26 protein-coding genes are annotated in these 26516 nt (G+C 59.2%); 12 read left to right on the forward strand and 14 right to left on the reverse strand.

The genetic code is table 11. From position 1 onward, the window contains the following. The first annotated feature begins 7 nt into the window (after nt 1–7). The 7 genes from urtB to ACYQ54_RS13265 all read left to right on the forward strand — a co-directional run bounded on the left by urtB (nt 8) and on the right by ACYQ54_RS13265 (nt 8575). Nucleotides 8–1630, forward strand: a complete 1623-nt coding sequence (urtB, locus tag ACYQ54_RS13235) for an urea ABC transporter permease subunit UrtB (RefSeq protein ID WP_460082978.1) — start codon at nt 8–10, stop codon at nt 1628–1630. Then, nucleotides 1627–2865, forward strand: a complete 1239-nt coding sequence (gene urtC, locus ACYQ54_RS13240; protein ID WP_460082982.1) for an urea ABC transporter permease subunit UrtC — start codon at nt 1627–1629, stop codon at nt 2863–2865. Before urtB ends, urtC begins: the two co-directional genes overlap by 4 nt. Before the next feature lie 4 nt (nt 2866–2869). Then, nucleotides 2870–3616, forward strand: a complete 747-nt coding sequence (gene urtD, locus ACYQ54_RS13245; protein ID WP_460082984.1) for an urea ABC transporter ATP-binding protein UrtD — start codon at nt 2870–2872, stop codon at nt 3614–3616. 113 nt (nt 3617–3729) lie between these two features. After that, complete coding sequence (gene urtE, locus ACYQ54_RS13250) at nt 3730–4425, forward strand: urea ABC transporter ATP-binding subunit UrtE (protein ID WP_460082986.1); 696 nt, start codon at nt 3730–3732, stop codon at nt 4423–4425. Nucleotides 4426–4623: 198 nt separating this feature from the next. Further along, nucleotides 4624–5910 (forward strand): ArgE/DapE family deacylase, encoded by a 1287-nt coding sequence (locus ACYQ54_RS13255; protein WP_460082988.1) that lies wholly within the window; start codon nt 4624–4626, stop codon nt 5908–5910. 326 nt (nt 5911–6236) lie between these two features. After that, entirely contained in the window at nt 6237–7544 is a 1308-nt protein-coding gene (locus ACYQ54_RS13260) for a UDP-glucose dehydrogenase family protein (protein WP_460082989.1), read from the forward strand. Between the two features lie 278 nt (nt 7545–7822). Then, nucleotides 7823–8575 carry a sugar transferase gene (locus ACYQ54_RS13265; RefSeq protein WP_460082991.1) on the forward strand — a complete coding sequence of 251 codons (753 nt, stop codon included), beginning with the start codon at nt 7823–7825 and terminating at the stop codon, nt 8573–8575. Nucleotides 8576–8620: 45 nt separating this feature from the next. Here the strand turns inward: ACYQ54_RS13265 and aroQ are convergent, their stop codons facing one another. Further along, complete coding sequence (aroQ, locus tag ACYQ54_RS13270) at nt 8621–9064, reverse strand: type II 3-dehydroquinate dehydratase (RefSeq protein WP_460082993.1); 444 nt, start codon at nt 9062–9064, stop codon at nt 8621–8623. Nucleotides 9065–9262: 198 nt separating this feature from the next. On the opposite strand from aroQ, the gene ACYQ54_RS13275 reads away from it, so the two are divergent. Then, the gene (locus ACYQ54_RS13275; protein ID WP_460082995.1) at nt 9263–9490 is read left to right on the forward strand and encodes a hypothetical protein; all 228 of its coding nucleotides are present in this window, start codon (nt 9263–9265) and stop codon (nt 9488–9490) included. 35 nt (nt 9491–9525) lie between these two features. Here the strand turns inward: ACYQ54_RS13275 and ACYQ54_RS13280 are convergent, their stop codons facing one another. Then, the gene (locus tag ACYQ54_RS13280) at nt 9526–10059 is read right to left on the reverse strand and encodes a response regulator (protein WP_460082997.1); all 534 of its coding nucleotides are present in this window, start codon (nt 10057–10059) and stop codon (nt 9526–9528) included. Nucleotides 10060–10348: 289 nt separating this feature from the next. Between ACYQ54_RS13280 and ACYQ54_RS13285 the strand changes: the two genes are divergently transcribed. Next, nucleotides 10349–10516 (forward strand): hypothetical protein, encoded by a 168-nt coding sequence (locus ACYQ54_RS13285; RefSeq protein ID WP_460082999.1) that lies wholly within the window; start codon nt 10349–10351, stop codon nt 10514–10516. A gap of 30 nt (nt 10517–10546) precedes the next feature. Here the strand turns inward: ACYQ54_RS13285 and ACYQ54_RS13290 are convergent, their stop codons facing one another. The 9 genes from ACYQ54_RS13290 to ccoN all read right to left on the reverse strand — a co-directional run bounded on the left by ACYQ54_RS13290 (nt 10547) and on the right by ccoN (nt 19313). After that, nucleotides 10547–11218: a class I SAM-dependent methyltransferase gene (locus ACYQ54_RS13290; RefSeq protein WP_460083000.1), complete on the reverse strand. Its 672-nt coding sequence runs from the start codon at nt 11216–11218 to the stop codon at nt 10547–10549. Between the two features lie 72 nt (nt 11219–11290). Then, a complete protein-coding gene (ccoS, locus tag ACYQ54_RS13295) occupies nt 11291–11443 on the reverse strand; it encodes a cbb3-type cytochrome oxidase assembly protein CcoS (protein WP_459358411.1) in 153 nt (50 codons plus the stop codon). A 7-nt stretch (nt 11444–11450) separates the two neighbouring features. Continuing rightward, nucleotides 11451–13697: a heavy metal translocating P-type ATPase gene (locus ACYQ54_RS13300; RefSeq protein WP_460083002.1), complete on the reverse strand. Its 2247-nt coding sequence runs from the start codon at nt 13695–13697 to the stop codon at nt 11451–11453. A gap of 10 nt (nt 13698–13707) precedes the next feature. Then, nucleotides 13708–14220 carry a FixH family protein gene (locus ACYQ54_RS13305; protein ID WP_460083004.1) on the reverse strand — a complete coding sequence of 171 codons (513 nt, stop codon included), beginning with the start codon at nt 14218–14220 and terminating at the stop codon, nt 13708–13710. A 10-nt stretch (nt 14221–14230) separates the two neighbouring features. Continuing rightward, complete coding sequence (gene ccoG / locus ACYQ54_RS13310) at nt 14231–15694, reverse strand: cytochrome c oxidase accessory protein CcoG (RefSeq protein WP_460083006.1); 1464 nt, start codon at nt 15692–15694, stop codon at nt 14231–14233. Nucleotides 15695–15865: 171 nt separating this feature from the next. Next, the gene (gene ccoP, locus ACYQ54_RS13315; RefSeq protein WP_460083008.1) at nt 15866–16744 is read right to left on the reverse strand and encodes a cytochrome-c oxidase, cbb3-type subunit III; all 879 of its coding nucleotides are present in this window, start codon (nt 16742–16744) and stop codon (nt 15866–15868) included. Nucleotides 16745–16747: 3 nt separating this feature from the next. Next, the gene (locus tag ACYQ54_RS13320; protein WP_006933670.1) at nt 16748–16903 is read right to left on the reverse strand and encodes a cbb3-type cytochrome c oxidase subunit 3; all 156 of its coding nucleotides are present in this window, start codon (nt 16901–16903) and stop codon (nt 16748–16750) included. Nucleotides 16904–16908: 5 nt separating this feature from the next. Next, on the reverse strand, nt 16909–17643 hold the full coding sequence (ccoO, locus tag ACYQ54_RS13325) for a cytochrome-c oxidase, cbb3-type subunit II (protein ID WP_460083010.1): 735 nt from the start codon (nt 17641–17643) through the stop codon (nt 16909–16911). A gap of 14 nt (nt 17644–17657) precedes the next feature. Next, entirely contained in the window at nt 17658–19313 is a 1656-nt protein-coding gene (gene ccoN, locus ACYQ54_RS13330) for a cytochrome-c oxidase, cbb3-type subunit I (RefSeq protein WP_460083012.1), read from the reverse strand. A 404-nt stretch (nt 19314–19717) separates the two neighbouring features. Here ccoN and ACYQ54_RS13335 point away from each other — a divergent pair, with 404 nt between their 5' ends. Next, complete coding sequence (locus tag ACYQ54_RS13335) at nt 19718–20650, forward strand: DMT family transporter (RefSeq protein ID WP_460083014.1); 933 nt, start codon at nt 19718–19720, stop codon at nt 20648–20650. Here ACYQ54_RS13335 and ACYQ54_RS13340 read toward each other — a convergent pair. Next, nucleotides 20647–21528 carry a LysR family transcriptional regulator gene (locus ACYQ54_RS13340; RefSeq protein WP_460083016.1) on the reverse strand — a complete coding sequence of 294 codons (882 nt, stop codon included), beginning with the start codon at nt 21526–21528 and terminating at the stop codon, nt 20647–20649. The two genes, ACYQ54_RS13335 and ACYQ54_RS13340, sit on opposite strands and share 4 nt — an antisense overlap. Nucleotides 21529–21629: 101 nt before the next feature. On the opposite strand from ACYQ54_RS13340, the gene ACYQ54_RS13345 reads away from it, so the two are divergent. After that, entirely contained in the window at nt 21630–22952 is a 1323-nt protein-coding gene (locus tag ACYQ54_RS13345; protein ID WP_460083018.1) for an aminotransferase class I/II-fold pyridoxal phosphate-dependent enzyme, read from the forward strand. Nucleotides 22953–23046: 94 nt separating this feature from the next. Here ACYQ54_RS13345 and ACYQ54_RS13350 read toward each other — a convergent pair whose 3' ends face one another. Both ACYQ54_RS13350 and ACYQ54_RS13355 read right to left on the reverse strand, forming a co-directional pair. Further along, complete coding sequence (locus ACYQ54_RS13350; RefSeq protein ID WP_460083019.1) at nt 23047–24096, reverse strand: AbrB family transcriptional regulator; 1050 nt, start codon at nt 24094–24096, stop codon at nt 23047–23049. A 101-nt stretch (nt 24097–24197) separates the two neighbouring features. Beyond that, complete coding sequence (locus ACYQ54_RS13355) at nt 24198–24944, reverse strand: glutathione S-transferase family protein (protein WP_460083021.1); 747 nt, start codon at nt 24942–24944, stop codon at nt 24198–24200. A gap of 92 nt (nt 24945–25036) precedes the next feature. Here ACYQ54_RS13355 and hemN point away from each other — a divergent pair, with 92 nt between their 5' ends. Continuing rightward, nucleotides 25037–26410 carry an oxygen-independent coproporphyrinogen III oxidase gene (gene hemN, locus ACYQ54_RS13360; protein WP_460083022.1) on the forward strand — a complete coding sequence of 458 codons (1374 nt, stop codon included), beginning with the start codon at nt 25037–25039 and terminating at the stop codon, nt 26408–26410. The last annotated feature ends 106 nt before the right edge of the window (nt 26411–26516 follow it).

The raw sequence follows: 26516 nt of genomic DNA on the forward strand, positions 1-26516 counted from the left end.
GGACATGATGTCCTTGATGAGATCCTTCCTACTGCTCCTCAGCCTCGCTGCCAGTCTCCTCGCCGCACCGGCGCTGGCACAAAGCGATCCGCAGACGCTTCGTCCGCTGATCAACGAGCTGGCCAATGGAAAATATTCCGAAACGGAAAAGCAGATCGGAGCGCTGGTGGCAACCGGCGACCCTGCCGTCGCCCCAGCCCTCGAAGCCCTGAGCAACGGCGATCTTTACGTGCGCAAGGCCGACGGCGAGGTCTTCATCATCAAAAAGGCCGGCAAGGCCTACGTCTTGATTGATCCGCTGACGTCGGAAACCACCGGCGAGGCGTCCAAGGGCGAGATCAAGAAGATCAAGGTGAACAACAAGCTGCGCCGGGTTATCCGGTCCGCACTCGGGTCATTGACCCTGATGGCCGCGGATCCGAAGGTACGCCTGTCGGCAGCGGAAGCCGTGTTCAAGGCCAAGGACCCGGACAGTATCGAAGCGCTGGATGCCGCCATTGCCGCCGAAACGGACGACGGCGTTCGCAAGGTAATGGAAGAGGCACGGGCTGCAGCGGTTCTGAACTCGAATATGGATGAAGCCGCAAAACTGGAAGCGGTCTCGACCCTCGGCACGATGGGCAACCGCGACGCGCTCTCGCTTCTGATCGCCGTACAATCCTCATCCGAAGGCGCGGTGCGCGAAGCGGCGACGAAAGAAATCACCAAGATCGAGAAATCCATCGCGGCCTGGGATGCCGCGCAGAATATCTGGTACGGCCTGTCGCTTGGCTCGGTCCTTCTTCTGGCCGCCATCGGGCTTGCAATCACCTTCGGGGTCATGGGCGTTATCAACATGGCACATGGCGAGATGGTGATGATCGGAGCTTACGTCACCTTCGTGGTTCAGGAATTCATCCGCTCGTCCGCACCTGAATTGTTCGAGTATTCGCTGTTCATCGCCCTGCCGCTGGCCTTTCTGACGTCTGGGCTGGTGGGTGTTGCCATAGAGCGCGGCGTCATCCGCTGGCTTTACGGGCGGCCACTGGAAACGCTGCTTGCGACCTGGGGCATCTCTCTGGTGTTGCAGCAGGCGGTGCGGTCGATCTTCGGCCCGACCAACCGGGAAGTCGGTAATCCGGACTGGATGTCCGGAGCCTTCGAAATCGGCCAGATGACGATCACCTATAACCGCATGTGGATCATCGTCTTCGCGATGCTGGTGTTTGCCGGACTGATGCTGGTCCTGAAGAAGACGCCGTTCGGCCTCTACACCCGTGCCGTGACACAGAACCGTCGTATGGCCGCCTCCATGGGCATCCGCACACCCTGGATCGACGCCCTCACCTTCGGGCTCGGGTCAGGCATTGCAGGGATCGCAGGTGTCGCACTCAGCCAGATCGACAACGTCTCGCCGAACCTCGGTCAGGGCTACATCATCGACAGTTTCATGGTCGTGGTCTTCGGCGGTGTCGGCAACCTGTGGGGCACGCTGGTGGGCGCCATGACGCTTGGCGTGGTCAACAAGTTCCTCGAACCATACGCAGGAGCCGTGCTCGGCAAGATCTTCGTGCTCGTCTTCATCATTCTCTTTATCCAGAAGCGTCCGAGGGGGCTGTTCGCCCTCAAGGGCCGGGCAGTTGAAGCATGATGTCCTCCTTTCTCTTCCGCGCCATGGATGCCCGAGCGGGTATATTCCTCGCCATCATGGCGGCCGTGATTGTCCTGGTACCGGCCGGCAATCTGCTCATGCCCGAGGGCTCCACCTTCCACGTGCCGAACTACGCGGTCACGCTGATGGGCAAATACCTGACCTACGCCCTGCTTGCGCTGGCGGTAGATCTCGTGTGGGGTTATTGCGGTATTCTCTCGCTCGGTCACGCGGCCTTCTTCGCGCTCGGCGGCTACGCCATGGGCATGTATCTGATGCGCCAGATCGGAACTCGCGGCGTCTATGGCGATCCCGTGCTACCGGATTTCATGGTGTTCCTGAATTGGGGTGAGCTGCCCTGGTACTGGTACGGCTTCGACATGTTCTGGTTCGCGGCGCTGATGGTGCTGCTGGTGCCGGGTGTCCTCGCCTTCATCTTCGGCTGGTTCGCCTTCCGCTCCCGCGTGACCGGGGTGTATCTCTCGATCATCACCCAGGCTCTCACCTATGCGCTGTTGCTCGCCTTTTTCCGCAACGACATGGGCTTTGGCGGCAACAATGGCCTGACCGACTTCAAGGACATTCTCGGCTTCGATATTCAAGCCGACACGACCCGCGCCGGCCTGTTTGCAGCCTCAGGTCTGGCGCTGGTCCTGTGTTTCCTCATCTGCCGGGCGATCACGCGATCGAAACTCGGCAAGGTGCTGGTCGCCGTGCGCGACGCGGAGAGCCGGACACGGTTCCTGGGCTACAGGGTGGAACACTACAAACTGTTCGTCTGGACACTTTCGGCGATGATGGCCGGTGTTGCCGGAGCGCTTTACGTGCCGCAGGTCGGCATCATCAATCCGGGCGAGTTTGCTCCCGCCAACTCCATTGAAGTGGTGATCTGGGTTGCTGTTGGCGGACGCGGAACGCTGGTCGGTGCCGTGCTCGGCGCCGTTCTGGTCAACTTCGCCAAGACCTGGTTCACCGCCGCGCTGCCCGACATCTGGCTCTTTGCTCTCGGCGGCCTTTTCGTGGTCGTGACACTGTTCCTGCCGAAAGGCATCGTCGGCACCGTTTCGCAGGGCTGGACAGCCTTGCGGCAACGGAAGGTCTCCGAGGATTTCGAGGCCGGGTCGGACCAACCGCCGAGCCAGGCACCGCATTCACCGGCAGCACCGGCCAATGTCAGTCAGAAGACATCAGCCTCGACCATTCCGGCGGATGCCGAACCCCAACCCGCGGAGTAAAGCCATGGCACGATCCTCCAGTCTTCTTTATCTCGACGGCGTGTCGGTTTCCTTCGACGGCTTCAAGGCGCTGAACGAATTGTCGCTGACGATTGCCCCGGGCGAGATGCGGGCAATCATCGGTCCGAACGGTGCGGGCAAGACCACGATGATGGACGTCATCACCGGCAAGACCCGGCCTGACACCGGCGAGGTCTATTTCAACGGAACGGTGGACCTCACGGGCGAGGACGAAGCGTCCATCGCCGAGCTCGGTATCGGCCGAAAATTCCAGAAACCGACGGTGTTCGAGAGCCACACTGTCTGGGACAACCTGGAACTGGCGCTGAAGGCTCCACGTGGCCCCTTTGCCACCTTGTTTCACGTCATTTCCGGCGGCGAAAAGAGACGGGTCGAATATCTGCTCGATCTGATCCGCCTCGGCTCCAAGAGGGACGAGCTTGCTGCCAACCTCAGCCACGGTCAGAAGCAGTGGCTGGAAATCGGCATGCTGCTGGCCCAGGACCCGAAACTTCTTCTCGTGGACGAGCCTGCTGCCGGCATGACGGATGCCGAAACCGCAGAAACCGCCGAACTGCTGAAGGATATCGCCAATGATCACTCGGTCGTCGTGGTCGAGCACGACATGGTGTTTGTGCGCTCCCTGGGCGTCAAAGTCACCGTTCTCCACGAAGGCTCGGTCCTGGCCGAAGGTTCACTCGACCATGTCTCAGCCAACGAACGTGTCGTGGAAGTTTATCTCGGACGATGACGAGTAGGCCTTGCTCCTCGCCGCCGTTATTGCCGGTCATGTTCCTGCAGTGACGAGCGGGCGCATTGAGACGGCCCTCCATCGCATCCCGATCAGCCAAGGGAAGTCAGCCCATGCTGCAAGTTGAAAACATCGATCTCCATTATGGCGCTGCGCAGGCGCTGAAAAAGGTTTCGCTGAAGGCCGAGACCGGCAAGGTGACCTGCCTGATGGGGCGCAATGGCGTCGGCAAAACTTCCACCTTGCGTGCGGTTGCCGGCCAGCACGGCATCAGCGCGGGAAAGATCCTGTGGGACGGCGAGGACATCTCCTCCCTTGCCGCCCACGCCCGTGCCAAGAAAGGCATTGCCATCGTACCGCAGGGGCGCGAGATCTTTCCCCTCTTGTCGGTGAAGGAAAACCTTGAAACCGGCTATGCACCGATCCCACGCAAGGAACGGTTCATTCCCGATACGATCTTCGAGCTCTTCCCGGTGCTGAAGGACATGCTGTCCCGCCGGGGCGGTGACCTGTCCGGCGGGCAGCAGCAGCAGCTTGCGATTGCCCGCGCCCTCGTCACCCGTCCGAAACTTCTGGTGCTTGATGAACCGACAGAAGGCATCCAGCCTTCGATCATCAAGGACATCGGCCGGGCAATTTCCTGGCTGCGCGACCAGGGCACCATGGCCATCGTGCTGGTGGAACAATATTTCGAGTTCGCCCGGGACCTCGCGGATGAATATGCCGTCATGGACCGCGGCGAGGTAGTGCTCTCCGGTTCCGGGGCGGATTTGTCGGAAACCGAGGTCCGGCGGTATCTGACGGTGTAAGCCGGGCAAGCAATTCCCTGCCGCCGACGCAACACGCTTTTCAGCAAACCTCCCCTCACCTTGAGAAAGGCCGAACGCCTGCCTCAACGGACAAGAGAGGGTGTTCAGGTTCATGCACACCATCATTTGACGGCTGCGGCGCAGTTGATAGGGTGCGGGCTCGTTGCCCGCCTCTTCACTCATCCCAACCGGACCGTCATGTCAGAACCACTACCCAACGAAGCCATTTCCGCAATCACCGCTGCTGTCGACACGGCCTTCGAGAAAGAGATTGCCTTCCTTCAGGAAATCGTCCGGGCGCCGTCCCTGCGCGGTGAAGAGGCCGGTGTTCAGCGCATTATTGCCGATGCTCTTCGCAGCCGTGACTACGAGGTCGAGACCTGTCCGCTCGACGTGGCCCGACTGCAGTCCCACCCGGCCTATTCCCCCGCCACGATCGATTACAGGGATACGTTCAATGTCAGCGGCCGCAAGGCCTCGGCACACGGCGGGCGCTCGCTGATCCTGAACGCTCATGTCGACGTGGTCCCCACCGCCAATCCTTCCTGCTGGACCCATCCGCCCTTTGCCGCTGTACGCGAAGGAGACTGGCTTTTCGGACGCGGTGCCGGTGACATGAAGGCCGGGCTTGCAGCCAATCTCTTTGCCGTCGAAGCCATCGAGGCCGCAGGATTCTCCTTGCAAGGCCCTCTGGAGTTCCAGTCAGTCATCGATGAAGAGGTGACCGGCAACGGCACCGCAGCCGCCATCCTGCAGGGCGCGACTGCCGACGCCGTCCTCATTCCCGAACCGACCGACGAAGACGTCATTTATGCCAATTCCGGCGTGATCAAATTCAGGATCAGCGTTCAAGGCGTCTCTGCCCATCCGCGCGAACCGGAGTCCGGCCTGAGCGCCATCGAGGCAGCCTTTCTGGTCATCAACGAGTTGAAGGCACTCGAAGCACGGTGGAATGAAGAGAAGACAGGACATCCCGGCTTCGACGCCTTGCACAATCCTGCAAGTCTCAACATCGGCACCATCAACGGCGGCGAGTGGCCGGCTTCCATCCCGTTCGAATGCCGTTTCGAAGGCAGGATCGGGTTTTATCCCGGCGACGCCCCGCAAGACAGGATGGCCAGCCTAGAACAGATGCTGAAAACGCTCGGCACAAAGGATCCCCGGCTGGAAAAAGCCAACCCTCGGCTCGAATGGATCGGGACTTGCCAGGCAGGGTATCTGCTGACCGAAGGCAGCGATGCGGAAAATGCGCTCGGCGTCGCACACAAGACCATTTCCGGTACAGATCTCAATCGGTCGATCATGGCCTGCTATCTTGATGCCGCGCTCTACATGAACCATTGCGGCATTCCCGCACTTACCTATGGCCCGCTGACAAAGAACATTCACGGCATCGACGAATGCGTGAACCTGCCGTCATTGAAAAGGGTAACCAAGACGATCGCCCTCTTTTCCGCCGCCTGGTGCGGCATCGCGCCAAGGTAGTCCGGCTCAACTGCTCCGGTTTTTCGGGACACCCATCGCACAGGGGCTTTTTGTGCGGGGTGTCCCATGACCACTCGAGCCAGAAAAATGCTCCCGTTTTTTGTGTCGTTCCACTAGGCTGCACTATTGGGACGCGATTGGGCAATTGCAGAAGCCTTGTCCTGTCCGGTTTAAAGTAGTGTACGGAGCAAAATTTCAAAATTTCAAACCATACGATTTCAACGATCTGGTCTTTTGCTGCCGATCCATGTAATTCGGGCAGCAGTTAGCAGGCTTACGGTGACTGACTAGCACCTGAAGACCACCTAGAAGCAGGAAAATTTACAATGCGTGTTGCTATGATTGGAACCGGCTATGTCGGTCTGGTGTCAGGAACCTGTTTTGCCGATTTCGGCCATGTCGTGACCTGCATCGACAAGGATGCGAGCAAGATCGACGCGCTCAATGACGGACGGATCCCGATCTACGAACCCGGCCTGCAGGATCTCGTTGCCAAGAACGTTGCCGAAGAACGCCTTTTCTTCACCACTGCTCCTGAAGACGCTATCCGCGAGGCGGATGCCGTTTTCATTGCCGTCGGTACGCCGACCCGCCGCGGAGACGGTCATGCCGACCTGTCCTACGTTTATGCGGCTGCTGAGGAAATCGCAGGCCTGATCGAGGGTTTCACCGTTGTCGTCACCAAATCCACCGTTCCGGTCGGTACCGGCGACGAAGTGGAAGCGATCATTCGCAAGACGAACCCAGATGCGGAATTCGCCGTCGTTTCCAACCCGGAATTCCTGCGCGAAGGCGCTGCAATCAACGACTTCAAACGCCCTGACCGCGTTGTCGTCGGAACCGAAGACGAACGGGCAGCTGACGTGATGCGGGAGCTTTACCGCCCGCTGTATCTCAACGAAACGCCGATCATCGTGACACGGCGTCGTACTTCCGAGCTCACCAAATACGCCGCCAACGCGTTTCTCGCCGTCAAGATCACCTTCATCAACGAAATTGCAGATCTTTGCGAGAAGGTCGGCGCCAACGTTCAGGAAGTGTCGCGGGGTATCGGTCTCGACAACCGCATCGGCGGCAAGTTTCTGCATGCAGGCCCTGGCTATGGTGGTTCCTGCTTCCCCAAGGATACACTCGCTCTTTCCAGGATCGCGGCGGACGCGCATTCCGATCTCAAGATCGTCGATTCCGTCATCGAGGTGAACGCGGCCCGCAAGAAGAAGATGGCCGACAAGGTCATCGAATTCATGGGCGGCGACGTCAGCGGCAAGACCATCGCGCTGCTCGGCCTCGCCTTCAAGCCCAATACGGACGACATGCGTGAAGCCCCGAGCATCGACATCGTGGAAAAACTTCAGGCCGCCGGTGCCAAGATCCGTGCCTACGACCCGGCGAGCATGGAAGAGGCCGAGAAGGTGATGTCGGGCGTCATGTTCTGTGATGGACCCTATCACGCCATAGAAAATGCAGACGTGGTTGTAATCGTTACGGAGTGGGATCAGTTCCGCGCTCTTGACCTTGATCGTGTCAAGACACTGGTCGCCGCACCCAAGGTCGTCGATCTGCGAAACATCTATAAACCGGACTACATGGAAGCCCGCGGCTTCGAATACACCAGCGTTGGCCGCAGCTACTAAGCGGCCCTGTTTTTCAAAAAATTTTGCACTCGAACCAAACGCCGGGCTGGCATTAGCCCGGCGTTCTGCTTTTTAATAATTAATTAAAATTCACATCACTTTTGCCCTTGGCGCATTGCTCCCGTCGCGTCACTATGGTAACCAAACCCTTAATGGATAACAATTTTCCCGATATTGTTAACCAGCTGCTAACGATGCGATAGCGATTGCGACTTCCTCCGGATCAGGTGTTGGCGCGTATCGAATGGTTTCGTAAATCGGGTTGAGGCTGGCAAATCTTGGCAGACGAAACAGTATCTTACGACGCAGATGATCACGGCCGCGATGCGATGAATATTGCAAGCCTCGCGACGTGGGGCTATCAGCATGCCAACCGGCTCGACACGGCAAGCGGCGACCGGAGCGACCTCCGGCAAGTACGCACGTATTTCCAAAACGGACTGAAAAAATTCATCGACCTGATCGGCGCCGGAGTCGGTCTTGCACTGCTTTTTCCCTTATTTGTTGCACTCGCGGTTGCAATAAAACTGACCAGCCGTGGCCCGGTGTTTTTCCGTCAATGGCGTTATGGTTTGAACGGCAGAAAATTCGCCGTTCTCAAGTTCCGTACGATGTATGCCGACCAATGCGACTGCTCCGGGATCACCCAGACCGTTGCCAATGATCCGCGCGTGACGTTGATCGGTGCTTTTCTTCGCAAAAGCAACTTTGATGAACTGCCGCAGTTGATCAATGTCCTGCGGGGGGAAATGTCTCTGGTTGGACCCCGGCCGCATGTTCCCGGCATGCTGGCGGCTGGCGTGCCGTATGAAGAGTTTCATCCCAGATATATGGACCGTCACAAGGTGCTTCCGGGAATAACCGGCCTTGCGCAGGTCAAGGGCTTCCGCGGAGAGACAAAAGATCCCTACGCAGCCCGCATGCGGCTGGCCTATGATCTGGCCTATGTCGAGCGCCAGTCAGTTGCCCTGGACGCTAAAATCCTCGCGGTTACCATCGCGAAGGAATTCTTCAACGGCAACGGCTACTAAGCCGTCCGAAAGTCCTCAAACGGCCTCCCTGGCATCAACCTGGCGTTACGCCTTGGCGCACAAAGTCGTCAATCGCTGCAGGGCCAGCAGGTAACCTTCGACACCACAGCCGGCAATCACCGCATCAGCCCGCGTTGAAACATATGAATGGTGGCGGAAGCTCTCGCGCTTGTGGATGTTCGAGATATGAACCTCGATCACCGGAAAGGTGCAGGCGTTCAGGGCGTCCAGTATCGCAACCGACGTGTGCGTATAGGCAGCCGGGTTGATGATGATGCCTGCCGCGCCTTCCCGCGCCTCGTGGATCCAGTCGATCAGCTCGTGCTCCGCATTGCTTTGACGGAAGACGATCTGCAGGCCCGCGGCTTCTGCTGCCGCTTCACACATTGCACGGACGTCATCCAGGGTCTGCGCCCCGTAGATCTCCGGTTGCCGCTTGCCAAGCAGATTGAGATTCGGACCGTTCAGAACATAGATGATTCTTGCCATTGTTTTTCCCCAGACGTTCCCCGACAACTTGCCTCGCACTGGCGATTTTTACCAAGAAATTCGGTGATTTTCGGCAAAAGTTTGTGGACGGTCAGTGCCGGAGGTGATACCGCGTGCGCGCATCCTTGCAACGCTCGGATTTACGCATTATTAACTATAAAATTCCAGTGTGAGAAAAAATCGGCTCATCGGGTAATCATGATTAAACTCCGCGAACGGCTGGACACACTTGAAGCTTTGATGGCCGCCATCGAAGGCTATCATCACCTCCCTATCGATGTACTTTCCCAATTCCTGCTTGACCACTACACGGTGGATCTTGACGTTCTCGCGCAATTTGCGGAAGCGGCCGAATCCGCCAACGCGCAAAGCTCGACGTCCTACCCGGCAGCGGAAAATCGCGCAGCGGCACAGTCAGCCGCCTGACGCTTTCGCATTCCATCCGAAACTGATTGTTGCTATCAACCGATCGCGGTGAGGTTGGCGTCGCCTTCACCCTGAGGCGGAGACTGCGGCTGCCCCGGACCACCTTGCCAGATCTTCTGACGGTTCCGGATTTCGCGCGGCGCCGGTCCAAAATAGGTGGCTGTCTTGATGAAATCCCGAGGATGCAGGATCACGCTGGAAACGCGCTGATACAGAGCTTTCGCCGAGATAGGCTTTGACAGCAATTCGTGCACGCCAAGCCGGCGCGCCTCGACGATCCGGCTACGCTCGGTGTGAGCCGTCACCATGATGATCGGAATATAGGCGAAGGGATTGTTCGGACTGCGTATCATGCGCACCATGTCCGCACCGTCCAGGATAGGCATCACCCAGTCCAGAATGAGGATATCAGGGTTCGCCCGGTCCATGGCTTCCAGGCCGGACGCGCCGTCTTCGGCCTCGACAATGCGCCGCGCACCGAACCCCTGCAGCATGGTGCGCAGGATGGTCCGCATGTAGGCACTGTCTTCGACCAGCAAAAATGTCAGAGAGGCAAGATCCAGGCTCACCTAATCCTCCTTGTTTGACTTAACCTTTGCCATGAAAGTCTGAACAATGGGTTAGTCCCGTGCCGAGGGCACGCCTCAATCATCCGCTGAAGCGAGTTCGACTTTGGATAGTTTCGGAAAGGCTGAGAAATTGATCGCAATACAATTCGGGATTTCACGTATTGGTAATATTGCGCTCAATTAATCTTTTGGCTGTCCCGATATTAACGGGACTTTCAATTGTCCGCCGTCATCTTGCGGGCAAGAAATTGAACCGAATGAGCAGCCATTGCAAACGATTGTAAGAACCATGTCCCGGGATCCAGAAACCTTCGGGGAAGACGATCCGCTCCCTATGGAGCACGAGCAGTCCGACCTCGGCACACACGCTAGACTGAGAGACAATCTCCTTCTGCTTGCCGGCATAGGGCTCGTCCTGCTTGCTACAGGCATGGCCCTGTCAAACGTCCTCTCCTAGTAGTCCCGTAGCGTCTTGCCGCCACAGGGCTCAGGCAAGCCGCGGCTTCCCGGCACTGAAGAGAGCCACGCATCCGATCATTTCCACTGCCACCTCGACAAAGCGTTTTTCAAGTTCCGCTCGCAAATTTTCCTGCGTGTCGGCTTCATTCGAAAAGACGCCTTTGCGGTTATATATCTGCATCAGCTTGCGAGCGGCACCCGACCGCGGTGCGTCGCCCTGCAGGATGGTGGCACCGAAGACTATTGCGCCCTCTTCCAGATGCGGGATCGCATGATCGAAAATAACCGCCTTTTCAGCCATGGTTCCCGGAAGGCAATGGAGTACGTAGTTGAGACCGATGCTCTTGAACGCGCCGACAGCCGATGGCCATGGCACCAGTGCGTCGGCCTGAATGGTGACTGGGCTCAAGCGGGCAATTCTCGCGGCCGCCTTGTCGAGGCATTCCTGGTTGGGATCAAGCAAAGTCACCTTTGGATCTGAAACGGGAAAACTGGCCTTGTCCAGAAAGTAGCCGGTACCCACGCCTATATCCAGATGATTGGCGGAAACATGCCGATTATAGAGCGCGACCAAATGGGAGCTCGGGCAACGCCAGATCCAGCGGTTCGACAAACCCAGCACCAGGGCATCGTAAATAGCGAGCGATGTTCTGGAATATACGGCATAGCCCGGTTTGTGCGCTTCCGGAAACTGTTCCATGCAATGCTCCAATCACAAAATCAAAGACATGTGGCTAGGCTTGCACACTTCTGAAGTCAAGAGCGCCGGCGATCACCTGTCCGGAAGGTCGTCGTCGTCAAGAATGCGCCACTTGGCACCTTCAAGATCGTCATACTGACCGCTTTTTAGCGACCAGAGGAAGGCTCCGAGCCCCAGCGCTCCCAGGAGCAGCGCAATCGGTATCAGATAGATCAGAACGTCCATGAGGATCTCATTCCGCGGCCTGTGGTTCACGAGCCCCCTGGGCCTCGATTCCCTTGTTTGCGTCCCCAGCGCCCCAACGCAGCTTGAGTGCGTTCGCAGTCACAGCGAGCGACGATGCGGACATCGCTGCGGCAGCCATCAGAGGCGTTACGAAACCGGCCACGGCAATGGGCACGGCAACGATGTTGTAGACGACCGAGATCCAGAGGTTCTGCTCGATCGCCGCCCTTGCCCGCTTCGACAACCTCAGCGCATCGGCAACCGGCTGCAATTTGTCGCCGAGAAAAACGGCGTCCGCAGCGGCCTGACTGAGATGCACGGCCGACACCGGCGAAAGCGATACATGCGCACCAGCCAACGCCGGAGCATCGTTCAGGCCGTCTCCGACCATCAGGACCTTTCGACCACTGGCCTGGAGCTCTTCCAGGCGCGCAATCTTCTGGGCCGGTTTCATGCCGGCCTGCCAGTCCTTCACACCCAAAACTGCCGCGCAATCGGCAACGGCGGGCCTGGTGTCGCCGGACAGGATTTCCAGCGCGTAGCCATCCGCCTTCAGCCGGTCGATCACCGCCCCGGCATCCGGCCGCAGTCTTTGCCGGAAAGCCAGCAGTCGAGCAGGCTCCATACCGAAGCGGATGGCAAGCAGAGAGGCTCCCGGGTTCGCCTGCAGCGCAGCTTCCACGTGGTCTTCGGAGGCTTCGCAAAACAGCGGGCTGCCCAAACGCAGCCGCTGTCCGGCAACCGTGGTTTCAAGGCCGGCACCGGATGTCTCGCTAACGTCCGGCAGGGGCTGCAGCGCTCCAGTTGCCTTGACCAGAGCTGCCGACAATGGATGCCGGCTGGCCAGGGCGAGACGCCCTGCCAGAGCAAGTGTCTTGTCGTTCGGATCTATCGTGCCGCACAGATCCGGCTCAGTGAGGGTCAGGGTTCCGGTCTTGTCGAACAGGATCGTGTCGATGTCCGACAGCCGTTCAATGGCATCGCCGGAATTGAGCAGGATGCCACACCGGAAAAGCTGACCGGATGCCACAACCTGTACGGCGGGAACAGCCAAGCCCAGAGCACAGGGGCATGTGATGATCAGAACCGAGATTGAAATGATCAGAGCCGGCTGCCAGTCGAGCCCCGCGAGCAGCCATCCGAGAAACGTCAGCGCAGCGGCTCCATGCACAAGCGGCGCATAAAGGCGGGCTGCGCGGTCGGCAATGCGCACATATTTCGACTTGGCCTGGGACGCGGCTTCCAGCAGCCGGTTGACTTCATCCAGCAAGGTTGCGCCGGACGCCGCCTGGACGCGAACCTGCAACGCCCCCGCCCCGTTCAACGTGCCGGCATAGACCCGCTGACCAGCCGTTACGGGGACCAGAACGCTTTCGCCGGTCACCAGGCTCTGGTCGATCTCGGAAACGCCGGTTTCCACAATGCCATCCACCGGAACCCGCTCGCCGCCGGACACCAGGACCAGGTCACCTGCGGCAATTTTCGAAAGTGGAACCTCGCGAACGGCACCATCGGGATGGATCCGCGCGGCGACCTCCGCCTTCAGTGCGGCGATATTTTCGGCAAAGGACCGCGTTCGCCCCCGCATGTTGTGGTCGAGATACCGCCCGACCAGCAGGAAGAACAACAGCATGACCGCGGACTCGAAATAGGCGTGATGCTGGTGCTGGATGGTCTGGACGACCGACAGCGCAACGGCCAGCGACACGCCGATCACGATCGGGACATCCATGTTCAGGCGGCCGGACGCAAGCGCATTGAAGGCACTGCGAAAGAACGGCCGCCCCGAGTAGGCCACCGTCGGCAAAGCGATCAGCGCCGACAGCCAATGGAAGAAATCGCGCGTTTCCGGAGTGATATCCGTGGCATTGCCCGACCATACGGAGACCGACAGGAGCATGATGTTCATGCCGGCGAAACCGGAGACCGCCAGACAGCGCAGCAGCTGTTTGCCGGTCCTGTCCTGGCGTTCCTTCTGGCTGGCCGGATCGAAAGGGTGCGCCTTGTACCCGAGGCGTTCCAGCTCGGCGACGATTTCATCCGCCCCCGTCTGGTCCTCGGACCAGTCGACGGCCAGGCGCTGGCTGGTCAGGTTGACACGCGCAGTAAGAATTCCCGGAAGCCGTTTCAGGCCTCTTTCGATTTCACCCATGCAGGCAGCGCAGGTGATGCCGTCGACAGCGAGATCCATATGGACCGCACCGTCTTCGCCCGGTGTTACGAACGCCTGCCAATCACGCTGATGGACCGTCACGGCAATTGCCTCAGTTCTTGACGAAGATCCGGTTTTCGGACCGGAATTTCCGTTCACCATCCTTTTCGATTTCCAGGATGAGTGTCCAGTTGCCGTCGGCAAGGCTTTCAACCTCGCCGACATAACGCCCGCCGCCATCGGCCGTGAAGTCTACCTTGACGTCGGCATCGTCATGGACCGGATTGCGCAGGAGGGCATTGAGCGCCACCCCGTAGAGAGGCGTGCCTTGCGCGTCCTTGGCCGTGACGACCAACCTGCCGTCCGCACCGGTTGTGCGGACAAATTCGGTCGACACCTGCCAGTTCAGTTCCGACTGGGCCTTGGCGGCCGCGATTTCCTCGTTGTAGGTCTGTCCCGCCTCATACGAACTTTCCACCACCACGCCCGGGAAAGACCCGAGCGCGAGATAGATGAAGACCGCGTTGGCGGCAAAGACCACCCCGAAGAAGGCCAACAGCCAGACCAGCACCGTCTTGCCGGAAATCGCCTTGGGATCCTTCATGTTCGGTTCAACCATCGTCATTCCTTGCTCCTCAAGGTTTTTCCGGTGCCTTGAACGTATCATTGGCGGTAACCACCTCGCCCATCACGCTTTCAGTGATCCGGAAGGTGACCGGTGTCGAATGCGGCATTTTTGCCCAGGGTGGCGACGTCACGAGAATACGGACTTCGCGGGTCGTATCGGGACCGACAGAGATGATCGGACGGCCGGCGAAGGTGTCCTCCGAACCGACAGCTTCGACCAGCGTGTTGGCCGGCATGCCCTCCACATGCAGCATGAAGTGGCGCTCGTGGCGGCGCTTGTTGGACAGACGAACGGTGTAGCCATTGCGTACGGATCCGTCCGACTGCTCAACGAACACCGGGTTCCGGTCATGCAGAACACTGATATCGGCGAAGTCTCGGTTGAGCAGCGCGAACAGCATGATGCCACAGACCACGGCAATGATGCCGACATAAATAACCGTTCGGACGCGAACGATCTCGTAGATCGACTCCTTGCCTTCCAGGCGGCGCTGAATGTTTTCGTCCGTATCGTAGCCGATCAGCCCTTTCGGCTTGCCGATCTTGGTCATGACGTTGTCGCAGGCATCGATGCACAGACCGCACTGGATGCAGTCCAGCTGCATGCCCTTGCGGATGTCGACGCCGGTCGGACAGACCTGGAAACACTGGTAGCAATCGACGCAATCACCCGCCGGCAGGCCCTGCTCGGCAAGTTTCTGGTTCTGCTTCAAGGATCCACGCGGCTCTCCCCTGTCCCAGCGATAGGTGACATTGAGCGCCTTTTCATCGGTCATGGCTGCCTGAATGCGCGGCCACGGGCACATGTAGATGCACACCTGCTCCCGCATGAAACCAGCCAGAAGGTAAGTTGTCGTCGTCAGGATGGCGATCCAGACATAGGCAATCATAGGTGCCTGGAATGTCAGGAGTTCCCAGACCAGGGTCGGCGCGTCATTGAAATAAAGCACCCAGGCACCGCCGGTCCACCAGGCGATCATCAGCCACAGGAAGTGCTTGGTCACGCGCTTGCGGACCTTGTCGAAGGTCCAGGGATCCTTGTCGAGCGCCATGCGGTCGCGACGGTCGCCTTCAACCTTGCGTTCGACCCACAGGAACAGGTCCGTCCAGACCGTCTGCGGGCACAGATAGCCGCACCAGACACGCCCGGCGACCGCATTCATGAGGAACAGCGTCAGGGCTGCCAGGATCAGCAGACCGGTGAGGTAGTAGACTTCCTGGGGCCAGATTTCGATGAAAAAGAAATAGGCCCTGCTCCCTTCCATATCGACAAGAACAGCCTGGCTCGGCGCATCCGGCCCGCGGTCATATCGAATGAAGGGCAGGAAATAATAGATGCCCAGCGTGATGAAAAGCAGCGTCCACTTGATCCTGCGGAACAGGCCATGCGTCGCCATTGGATAGATCTTTTTGGCTGATGCAAACCACTCTTCGGATTGCGCGCCCTCTTGCGTCTCGGTGTCCGTAGACATACCGTCCGTCCTCTTCAACGCGATCCTGCCCCAATAGGATCTTTGGAAAATCATTCGCCACTCACCATTAGCAGCGAGTGCTCAAAATAAACCGGCGCAAAGCGTCACACTTTGCGCCGGATCAAATCGTTCAGGCTATCTGGCGCATTTGTCGCACCAGATCCGCAGGAATTACTGCCCGCCCCCGAAGGAGTGGACATAGACTGTCAGCGACTTGATGGTCGCCGGGTCGAGACGGTCGACCCAGGCCGGCATCACACCATTGCGCGGATTGTTGATCTGCGCCTTGATGGCGTCCAGCGACTTGCCATAGAGGTAGTTTGCGGACAGGAGGCTCGGTGCACCTACATCCTGAATACCCTTCAGGTCTTCGCCGTGGCAGGCCGCGCAATTGTCGTCGTAGACAGTCTGCCCCGCTGCCAGATCGATGCCTTCGTCGGTCTCAAGACCTGCCCGGGATGCGACGAAGTTGGCGACCTGGTTGATCTCCTCGCGGCTCAGCAGCTCATCCCGGCCGAAGGCGGGCATTTCGCCGATGCGTGCTTCGTCATGACCGGACCGGATACCGAACTCCAGCGTGGTGTGGATGTCGTCCAGCGTACCGCCCCACAGCCAGGTATCGTCCTGCAGGTTCGGGTAGCCTTCCGCTCCGGTACCGCCGGAACCGTGGCACGGTGCACAGTTGTCGCCGAAAGCTGCCTGGCCGTTGGCCCGGGCAAACTGCAGCAACTCCTGATCCGTGGAGATGTCCTCAAGCGAGGCTGCCACGATCTTGTCGGCAAAGACCGACCGGTCCGAAATGCCCTTGTCATAGGCCGCGATGGCCTCGGTCCGCTGGTTGGCACCAAGAACACCGGTGGTGTAGCTGGAGACCAGCGGCCAGGACGGATAGAGAACCCAATAGATCACCGCCCAGACTATGCAGGCGTAGAACAGATACAGCCACCATTTCGGCAAGGGGTTGTTCAGTTCTTTCAGACCGTCCCATTCGTGGCCGGTGGTTTCGACCCCGGAAATCTGGTCGACTTCCTTTTTATGTGTGTCTGCCATGGATCAGTCCTCCCGGAACGGGATTTGAGCAGCGTCGTCGAACTTTTTCCGGTTCTTCGGCCACAATGCGTAGGCCAGAACGACACCAAACAGGATCATGAAATAGAGTAGGCCCCAGGTTTGCGCGAAGCCTGCGAATGCGGAGTATGTCTCGTTCATCGCCCTTACCTCGCGTTTGCCTTGTCGTCATAGATCGAGAAATCGACCATGGTCCCGAGAACCTGCAGATAGGCGACGAGCGCGTCCATCTCGGTGACTTCCTTCGGGTTGCCGTCGAAGTCGCGGATCGTGGCGTTCGGCCAGCGTTCCTCGAACCCGTCTGCGGCTTCCGTATCCGGTTTCGCCTGTCCGATGATGTCAGATGCAGCATTTGCGATCTGTTCTTCGGTGTAAGGCACGCCGATCACGGTGTTGACCGTCAGGTGGGACTCGATGTCCCGGGTGTTCAGGCGGTTTTCAGCCAGGAACGGATAGCCGGGCATGATGGAGGCGGGAACCAGCGCGCGCGGATCCTTCAGGTGCTCCACATGCCAGTCATCGGAGTATTTGCCGCCGACGCGGGCAAGGTCCGGACCGGTACGCTTGGACCCCCACTGGAACGGATGGTCGTACATCGACTCCGCCGCCAGTGAAAAATGGCCATAGCGTTCCATTTCGTCGCGCATCGGACGCACCATCTGCGAATGGCACAGATAGCAGCCTTCGCGGATGTAGATGTTGCGTCCGGCCAGTTCGAGCGGCGTGTAAGGCCGCACGCCTTCAGTCTTTTCGATCGTGCTCTTCAGGTAGAAGAGTGGTGCGATCTCGACCAGGCCGCCGATGGCGACCATGACCAGAATGCCGATCAAGAGAACGAAGGAGTTCTTTTCAAAGACTTCGTGTTTTTTCCATGCAGACATTGTCTGTCCCTCCCTTATTCGGCCGGAGCCAGGGAGCCAGCCGGCGTGGCATCGGCTTCTTCAGCCTCGCCGTGACGGACGGTCATCCAGAGATTGTAGGCCATGATCACGGCGCCGAGCACGAACAGCGCACCGCCAAGAGCACGGATGATGTAGAAGGGATGCATCGCCTCGACGGTTTCCACGAAGGAGTACTCCAGGAAGCCGAGCTGATCGTAGGCACGCCACATCAGGCCCTGCATGATACCGGACACCCACATCGCGGTGATGTAGAGAACAATACCGATCGTGGACAGCCAGAAGTGCAGGTTCACCAGTTTCAGCGAATACAGCTGACGCTTGTTCCACAACCACGGGATCAGGCAGTAGATCGCGCCGAACGAGATGTAGCCAACCCAGCCCAGAGCACCGGAGTGCACGTGGCCAATGGTCCAGTCGGTGTAGTGCGACAGGGAGTTGACCGAACGCAGCGACATCAGCGGACCTTCAAAGGTGGACATGCCGTAGAAGGCGACCGAAACCACCATCATGCGCAGAACCGGGTCGGTCCGCAGCTTGTCCCAGGCGCCAGAAAGCGTCATCAGGCCGTTGATCATGCCACCCCAGGACGGCATCCACAGGATGATGGAGAAGGTTGCACCCAGCGTAGACGCCCACTGCGGCAGAGCCGTGTAGTGAAGGTGGTGCGGGCCTGCCCAGATGTAGATGAAGATCAGTGCCCAGAAGTGAACGATGGACAGACGGTAGGAATAGACCGGCCGCTCCGCGCGCTTCGGGATGAAGTAATACATGATGGCCAGGAAGCCGGCGGTCAGGAAGAAGCCCACCGCGTTATGGCCGTACCACCACTGCACCATGGCGTCCTGAACACCCGACCAGACGATGTAGGACTTGGTCGAATAGATCGAGACCGGAATGGTCAGGTTGTTGGTGATATGCAGCATGGCAATCGTGACGATGAACGCCAGATAGAACCAGTTGGCCACATAGATATGCGGCTCCTTGCGCTTCCAAAGCGTGCCAAGGAACAGCAGCAGGTAGAAGACCCAGACGATGGTCAGCCACAGATCGGCATACCATTCCGGCTCAGCATATTCCTTGCTCTGGGTGGCGCCGAGCAGATACCCGGTCCCTGCGATCACGATGAAGGCGTTGTAGCCCAGGATCACGAACCAGGGCAGGATCTTGCCGGGCATGCGGACGCGGCAGGTGCGCTGGACCACATACATGGACGTTGCCAGCAGGACGTTGCCGCCGAAGGCGAAGATCACCGCGGACGTGTGCAGCGGGCGAAGCCGCCCGAAATTGGTCCACGGCAGATCAAAGTTCAGCGCAGGCCAGGCCAGCTGAAGAGCGATGATCAGACCGACCGTGAAACCGGCTATGCCCCAAAACATTGCCGCGACAGCACCGAACTTGATCGGTCCGATGTTGTAGTTCGGTTTGCCGTCGATCTCGGCCGGGATGACTTCCCCGCCGTCGTCGAAGTAGTTCTTGAAAATCAGAAACACGCTGACGGCGGCGAACAATGCGCCTATGCCAGCGTGGAATGCCATGACCTGATCGAATGTCTTGCCCGCCACGATGATGCAGGCAAACGCAAGCAGCACAAGGAAGATGGCGAAGCCGCCTTCCTCGAGCGAGATCATTTTGGCCTTGTTTTGTGCCATTTTAGCGCCCCAGTCTTGAAATCGTTACAAGGTGCCAACGATGGCACGACCATGCACACGACTCTGAAAATGCCGCGTTGATTCATATCAACATGCCAGCAATTGACGATGTCGGAACAGCCTCCAAAGGTCAGATTGCATTGCGTAAATTGTCGCGGGCAGGATGAAGACAGGCCGTGAAAGGGATGTGACGACGGCCCGATTTCCACACCCCGGCAAGGCACTCGAACCATCATCAATCAAGATGGACCACCTCTGATCCGCCGGTCCCACGGTTTTCCGCAGCCAAGAACGGTGAAACGTGTTACCCCGGTCTTCCCCGCTGACGAACGGCAACACCCTCGCCCGTCCCAAAGCACCTGCCTGACGCATCTCTCTACCCTCTTCGACACCGGACCAGTCCCTTGACCTCTGCTTTCAAAAAAGGCGCAAGTCTGCATCCCAACATCATTGGCAGCCTGTGGATGGTGGCCGCAATGGCCGCCTTTGCCCTGGAAGATGCCTTTGTGAAACATGCAGCCACACAGTTGCCTGTCGCGGAAATCCTGGTGCTGTTCGGCATTGGAGGATCCATCGCCTTTTTCGGACTTTCAGCAGCAAAAGGGGAGCATGTTCTGAACAGGGACGTCTTCTCGCGGGTCATGCAGGTTCGCTTTGCCTTCGAGCTTGTGGGCCGGCTTTTCTATGTTCTGGCACTGGCGCTGACGCCGCTCTCCTCCACAACGGCCATTCTGCAGGCTACACCGATTTTCGTGGTGCTGGGCGCTTCCCTGTTCTTTGGCGAGAAGGTCGGCTGGCGCAGGTGGACAGCTATTTTTATCGGTCTGGTGGGCGTACTGATCGTGCTCCGCCCGACCAGTGACAGCTTCTCCCTACTCTCGATACTGGCCGTCATCGGCATGCTCGGATTTTCCGGCCGCGACCTGGCCAGCCGCGCAGCCCCCGCGACCCTCAGCACCAATATTCTGGGGTTCTACGGGTTTCTGACGATCATCGTCGCAGGTGTTGTCTACGCTCTCTGGGACCGCTCAGCTTTCGTCATGCCGGAAACGGCTTCGCTCGTTGCGCTTGGAACCGCGGTCTTTTGCGGTGTCTTTGCCTACAGCGCCCTGATGAAGGCCATGCGCACCGGCGAGATCGCAACCGTTACTCCGTTCCGCTATTCGCGGCTCCTCTTCGGTGTCCTGCTCGGCGCCGTCTGGTTCGATGAGCGGATCGACACGCAAATGCTGATCGGCTGCACCGTCATCGTCGGATCGGGACTATTCATTCTCTGGCGCGGCAACAGAGCCAAATCCACGCAGTCCTCAGATCCGAACCCACCTGCAGGCTCCTAACCTGCGCGCTGTAACGCCGCCAGCACGTCAGCGGCTGCGCTGTTGCCTCGGCTCGCCGGGAGACTCCACAGGCAAATCCGGCCTTGCAGCGGAACGGCACTTGAGAAGGGGGCCACCAATGCCCCCGTCGCAAGCTGTTCGGCAACAAGAGCGCGGTGTGCCATCAGAACCCCTGCCCCGTTGAGCGCTTCTTCCACCGCCAGGGCGTAAAGCGAAAAGACCGGACCGCGTGGAGCAAACCCTGCCCCAGGCAGGGCGACATCCGCCCATAACTGCCAGTCGTCCGCCCAGGCGGTGTCCGTCAGGCACACCGCCTGTTTCAGATCCAGAGGCTGCTTCAGATCATCCGCAAGCCTAGGGGTGCAGACCGGCAGCAATTCGTCGAAGGAAAACGCAACCCCGTTTTCCGGGACCGTGTCGCAATAAAACAGACAGAGATCGAACGGGACGCGCTTGAGGTTTGGTGGTGTCTCCATGGCGGTGACGGAGATATCGATCTCGGGCAGCGTCTCGCGAAGCAGCGGCAGCCTGGGAGCCAGCCAAAGCTGTGCCAGCGCCGGCAAGGCCGCAATATGGATCTTGCCGGGTGCAGCGTCACGTCTCAGGTCGCGCACGGCTGTTCCCAACTGGTCAAATGCCGAGACAAAGCCCGGTAGTGCCCGCTGTCCGGTGGCCGTCAGGCGTACGCCTCTGGCATGACGAACGAACAGCGCTGCACCAATTTCCTGCTCCAGCGACTTGATCTGCGCCGCCACCGCACCCGGTGTGACCTGCAGTTCCGCGGCCGCCTGGGCAAACCCGCCGAGGCGGGCCGAGGCCTCAAAAGCTCTGAGTGCGTTCAGCGAAGGTAGTCTGGGGACGGGAGGAGAGACCGACATAAAGGAGCCTTAATTTTTCTAGCCCTTAAATTTCTAAAATCTGGTTTGCACAAAGACAAGCCGGCATGGAAACCTTGCCTGGATTGAACCGGAGTTTCGACATGAGCGCACAAGACAAGTGTCCCTGGCTTCCCAGCCTGGCGGCCAACCGTATCGATGAGATCACCCAGGCAACCGCGTCCCTCGGATCTGAAGCGATTGCAGCGCGTATCGAAACCCTGGCCGAGGACAACAGGACCATCCACGAGAAGGACTGTTTCAACCTCAACCCCGCGACCAACGTAATGAACCCGCGCGCCGAAGCCCTGCTTTCAAGTGGCATGGGGTCCCGTCCCTCCCTTGGCTACCCTGGCGACAAATATGAAATGGGCCTGGAAGCCATCGAGGAAATCGAGGTGATTGCGGCGAACCTTGCCTGCGAGATCTTCCAGTCGGATCACGCGGAGATCCGGGTCGCCTCAGGTGCGCTGGCAAACCTTTATGCGTTCATGGCAACGACCAAACCGGGCGATGCCATCATCGCACCGCCGGCATCCGTCGGCGGCCACGTGACCCATCATGCTCCGGGGTGCGCCGGTCTTTACGGTCTGGACATCCATGAGGCACCGGTCGACGCCGACGGGTACACGATCGATCTGGAGGGCCTGCGCGTCTTGGCGCTGGAGGTTCGGCCCAAGCTGATCACGATCGGCATGAGCCTCAACCTGTTCCCCCACCCGGTGAGAGAAATCCGCGCCATCGCCGATGAAGTCGGAGCCTTTGTCCTGTTCGATGCAGCGCACCAGTGCGGCATGATTGCCGGAGGTGTCTTTTCTGATCCGCTGTCGGAAGGTGCTCATCTGATGACCATGAGCACTTACAAGAGCCTTGGCGGCCCCGCTGGCGGACTTATCGTGACCAATGAACAGGACCTTGCCGGGAAGCTCGACGGGATTGCGTTTCCGGGACTGACCGCAAATTTCGACGTTGCAAAATCGGCCGCACTTGCCGTCACCCTGCTGGACTGGCGCGATTTCGGCAAGGCCTACGCTGCCGAAATGGCCGCCAGCGCTGGTGCGCTCGCCGCTGCTCTCGAAGCAGAGGGAATGCCGGTGTTCTCAACCGCCAAGGGGACAACCTCTTCACACCAGTTTGCCCTGGAAGCGGCCGCCTTCGGCGGCGGTCAGGCAGCCTCGAAGAAACTGCGCAAGGCAGGTTTTCTGGCCTGTGGCATCGGCCTGCCGATTGCCTCCGTCGCGGGAGACATGAACGGCCTCAGGTTCGGAACGCCGGAACTGGTTCGCTGGGGTATGAAAACGGCCGACATGGCCGAACTGGCCAAGCTGATTGCCGAAGCCCTGCGTTCGAATGATCCGGAAGCGATGGCAGGACGTGTCGCCACGTGGCGGCAGAGTTTCAACACGCTCCATTTCATCCGTCCGTAAGAACTCACTCCTAATCAGCACGAAGAAGCATTGGCCGAAACATCTTTTTTCTCTGCAAACGGCGTGGTTCGAAGCACCGGATAGCCGATCAGGCTCAGGAGCTTCGTCGCCCCAGCACAAGTCCGGTGATGAAAGGGAGCAGCAGCACCATTCCGGTGAACCGTGCAATCTGGTGAGCTGCAACGAAGGCCGGATCGAGATCCAGCATGAAGGCGAGCAGCGTCATGACCTCCAGACCGCCCGGTGCGTAGGCCAGCAACGCCTGGCCGAAGGGAATATCCACCAGCTCGGCGACAATCCAAGCCCCGGCAAGAGAGGTCAGAAACGCTGCTGCGAAGGCTGCCATGGATGCGCCGAGAACGCTGAGGAACTGGCGCAGTGTCATGGACGCGAATCGGCAGCCGATATGAGCGCCCATCATCACGAAACACGGCAGCACGACGTAATTCGGCAAAACAAGGACAAGCAGACCGGACGCGTTGAGACCCGCGCTCATGAAGAAGGCGCCCGTTAGACCGCCTCCAGGCACTCTGGTCTTGATAGCAAGCCAGCTTGCGGCGAGACAGAGCGGTATGCCGATCAGGAAATCCTTGAGACCGGACACATAAACAGCACCGCTGCCGCCGCCCGCCGGTTCGGCCGAGGACACGACGGCGAAGGGCAGAACCGCCACCAGAACGAACAGACGCAAGGACTGGCTGGAAGCGATGCGTGGAAGGTCGGCGCCCCTTTCGGTGGCAAGAGCGATGACATAGGAAAGCGCGCCCGGGATGGCCCCGAAATAGGCCGTTTCCCTCGACCATTTCGCACCGTAGTGCAGAACCGCGTAACCGGCAAAGGTGACAGCCACCATGACCACGATCAGCATGGCCATGGACACCGGCCACTCGGCCACCCGATTGACGATATCCGGATGGACCCCCGCCCCCATCGAAATGCCGATCATGATGAAGAGCGCGTCACGCAGCAGCGTCGGCATGAGCGTCGGCACCTGCGCCAACGTTGCTATCGCGACAAACACCATCGCTCCCGACAACCAGGCCGCCGGTAGCCCGAGCAGGTTGAAGGTGGCCCCTCCGGCAGCAGCAATGAGAAGCGTGACCGCCAGTCTTCCGGCGGCAGATTGAAACGAGATGGCGGGCATCGGGAACCGTTGAGCTTGGATAGGCTCCTTGAGCTATAAATGGATTGATCGGCCAGCGCATGGTTGATTGCATGGATCAACATGTACGGCCATAACTTTTTTCAGGCAGTCGTCCCCGGCAACTGAACAGGGCGGGGCAGTGTGAAAGGTTTACCCTCAATTCCTTCCAGTGCACAGGCCCTGCTTATGGCAGGGCGTGTTTCCAGCCGTTCGCACACGGCGTGCAGGTGCGGTGTCGCCGCCAGGGACCACAAGCCCGCATTGCGATAAATCTGCGCCCATCTGGCACAAGCGGCGAGATAGTGATCCAGCACGGAAACGTCGCTCCCCATAAGATAGGGCCCGCGCCGCGCGGCAACTTCCGTTTCCAGATGTCCGAAACCGATGGCAATCCGGCGCATCAAACCGGCGTGGAGGCTCGAGGCGGACTCTTTTTCCGGAGTGTATCTTTCCGGCTTGAAGGATATCCGCAAATCCGCATGCAGCGTGTTTGACAGGAAAAACAGCCATTTCAGGAACCGGCCACGTTGCGATGAGGCAGGCTCCGGGGCAAGGCTTTCATGCGTATCCGCCAGATAGAGGACGATCGCCGCTGTTTCAAACATGGGAGCGTCCTGCCCCGGCACTTCCAGAACCGGAATCAAGCCTTGCGGATTGAGCCGTCGATAAGCCTCGGAGTTCTGTTCGGAGGTCAACCTGTCGACAGGCACGTAGTCATAAGGCTGGCCGAGCTCTTCCAGAACCATTCGGACGATGAAGTTAGCGCTGTCCGGGGATCCGTGCAGACGGTACCGGTCAAGACACATCGAGCGCGGTTTTTCTTCGGTTACGGGCTGCAAATCGGTCACGCAGGATGTCTTCCTCGATTTGTGTTTCTTTCCACCATGGGAACTTGAGCGATATCAAGGCGCGTCCCGGCGCGGGACGGATAGATCAACACATGATGAAAGATCCGCTCTCCTACGCCATGCGCAACGTACCGCGCTACACCAGCTATCCGACAGCACCGCATTTTCATGACGGCGTAACGGCCGGTGTGTATGCGGACTGGCTCGAGGCGCTGTCACCGCAGGATTCGCTCTCGCTGTACCTGCATGTCCCTTATTGCCGTGAGCTTTGCCATTATTGTGGCTGCCATACGAAGGCAACCCGTCAGGATGCGCCACTCAAGGCCTATGCAGCGACACTCGGACAGGAAATAAACCTGGTTGCCGGGCACCTGCGGCAGGCCGGCCCTGTTCGCCATATCCATTGGGGCGGCGGCACACCAAGCCTCCTGCCGCGACAGAGCCTGATCGATCTCACGGGCCTGATGCGTGTCAATTTCGACCTGGCAGCGGATCTTGAACATGCCATCGAGCTCGATCCAAGGCTCGTCACGGAACAGCTTGCCGAAACACTTGCCATCATCGGTGTCAACCGGGCCAGTCTTGGCGTTCAGGATTTTGATCCCATCGTGCAAAAGGCCATTGGCCGGCCGCAGCCTTACAGGGTCGTCAAGCAGGCCGTGGAGTTTCTTACGGCAGCCGGACTGACATCACTCAATTTCGACCTGATGTACGGATTGCCTCACCAGTCGCCGGAAACGATCCTCGATACGGTGGAAAAAACGCTCTCGCTGGCTCCGGGGCGCATAGCCCTGTTCGGATATGCCCATGTGCCCTGGATGCGCAAACACCAGCGCCTGATCGACGAAAGCACCCTGCCGGACGCCGCTGAACGGCTGGCCCTGGCGGATCTTGCCCGCGCGGAACTGCTGAAGGCCGGCTATGTCGCCATCGGCCTCGACCATTTTGCCCGGCCGGATGACAGTATGGCCATCGCCCTTTCGGACGGATCCCTGAAGCGTAATTTCCAGGGCTACACGACGGATCAGGGAGAACAGCTGGTCGGCTTCGGCGTCTCGTCCATCGGACGCCTGTCTGCCGGATATGTTCAGAACCTGTCTGATGTCGGCAACTGGCGCCGGGCAATCATGGCAGGCGAATTGCCGGTCTCGAAAGGGTTGGCGCTCTCCGCCGACGATCGGCTGCGTGGACGGATCATCGAAGAGCTGATGACCAACTACGCCTGCGATGTTGCACCTGCCTGCCAGGCATTCGGACTGACAATAAGCCACCTGGCCGATGCTTTCGACGCGTTGCAGGACCTTGTCGCTGATGGGCTGGTTCAGCTGGAGCAAGGCGATGAAACGGCCAGGGTTGAGGTGACGGAGGCCGGCCGGCCTTACGTGCGTCTCGCGGCGGCAGCTTTCGACGCCTATCTTGCGGCAAGTCAGGCCAGCGGAAAAGCCCGGCACTCAGCAGCAGTCTGAATGGCAGCAGCCCCGGATAAATCCCGGGCTGTCCGTCCCCTGATGTGAAGTCCATCGGTGTCAGGCTGATGACCGGCTGCCGGCCACGAAAAAGGGCTGCGAAAAT

Source organism: Roseibium sp. LAB1 (assembly GCF_054658235.1).

What these genes read in the sequence shown, in the direction of transcription:
- ccoG (WP_460083006.1), bottom strand. Translation starts at nt 15,694, where the DNA reads ATGTCTACGGACACCGAGACGCAAGAGGGCGCGCAATCCGAAGAGTGG.
- ACYQ54_RS13275 (WP_460082995.1), top strand. Translation starts at nt 9,263, where the DNA reads ATGATTAAACTCCGCGAACGGCTGGACACACTTGAAGCTTTGATGGCC.
- ACYQ54_RS13340 (WP_460083016.1), bottom strand. Translation starts at nt 21,528, where the DNA reads ATGTCGGTCTCTCCTCCCGTCCCCAGACTACCTTCGCTGAACGCACTC.
- ccoS (WP_459358411.1), bottom strand. Translation starts at nt 11,443, where the DNA reads ATGGACGTTCTGATCTATCTGATACCGATTGCGCTGCTCCTGGGAGCG.
- aroQ (WP_460082993.1), bottom strand. Translation starts at nt 9,064, where the DNA reads ATGGCAAGAATCATCTATGTTCTGAACGGTCCGAATCTCAATCTGCTT.
- ACYQ54_RS13350 (WP_460083019.1), bottom strand. Translation starts at nt 24,096, where the DNA reads ATGCCCGCCATCTCGTTTCAATCTGCCGCCGGAAGACTGGCGGTCACG.
- ACYQ54_RS13260 (WP_460082989.1), top strand. Translation starts at nt 6,237, where the DNA reads ATGCGTGTTGCTATGATTGGAACCGGCTATGTCGGTCTGGTGTCAGGA.
- ACYQ54_RS13320 (WP_006933670.1), bottom strand. Translation starts at nt 16,903, where the DNA reads ATGAACGAGACATACTCCGCATTCGCAGGCTTCGCGCAAACCTGGGGC.
- ACYQ54_RS13255 (WP_460082988.1), top strand. Translation starts at nt 4,624, where the DNA reads ATGTCAGAACCACTACCCAACGAAGCCATTTCCGCAATCACCGCTGCT.
- ACYQ54_RS13285 (WP_460082999.1), top strand. Translation starts at nt 10,349, where the DNA reads ATGTCCCGGGATCCAGAAACCTTCGGGGAAGACGATCCGCTCCCTATG.
- hemN (WP_460083022.1), top strand. Translation starts at nt 25,037, where the DNA reads ATGATGAAAGATCCGCTCTCCTACGCCATGCGCAACGTACCGCGCTAC.
- ACYQ54_RS13305 (WP_460083004.1), bottom strand. Translation starts at nt 14,220, where the DNA reads ATGACGATGGTTGAACCGAACATGAAGGATCCCAAGGCGATTTCCGGC.
- urtB (WP_460082978.1), top strand. Translation starts at nt 8, where the DNA reads ATGTCCTTGATGAGATCCTTCCTACTGCTCCTCAGCCTCGCTGCCAGT.
- urtC (WP_460082982.1), top strand. Translation starts at nt 1,627, where the DNA reads ATGATGTCCTCCTTTCTCTTCCGCGCCATGGATGCCCGAGCGGGTATA.
- ccoO (WP_460083010.1), bottom strand. Translation starts at nt 17,643, where the DNA reads ATGTCTGCATGGAAAAAACACGAAGTCTTTGAAAAGAACTCCTTCGTT.
- ccoN (WP_460083012.1), bottom strand. Translation starts at nt 19,313, where the DNA reads ATGGCACAAAACAAGGCCAAAATGATCTCGCTCGAGGAAGGCGGCTTC.
- ccoP (WP_460083008.1), bottom strand. Translation starts at nt 16,744, where the DNA reads ATGGCAGACACACATAAAAAGGAAGTCGACCAGATTTCCGGGGTCGAA.
- ACYQ54_RS13345 (WP_460083018.1), top strand. Translation starts at nt 21,630, where the DNA reads ATGAGCGCACAAGACAAGTGTCCCTGGCTTCCCAGCCTGGCGGCCAAC.
- ACYQ54_RS13290 (WP_460083000.1), bottom strand. Translation starts at nt 11,218, where the DNA reads ATGGAACAGTTTCCGGAAGCGCACAAACCGGGCTATGCCGTATATTCC.
- urtE (WP_460082986.1), top strand. Translation starts at nt 3,730, where the DNA reads ATGCTGCAAGTTGAAAACATCGATCTCCATTATGGCGCTGCGCAGGCG.
- urtD (WP_460082984.1), top strand. Translation starts at nt 2,870, where the DNA reads ATGGCACGATCCTCCAGTCTTCTTTATCTCGACGGCGTGTCGGTTTCC.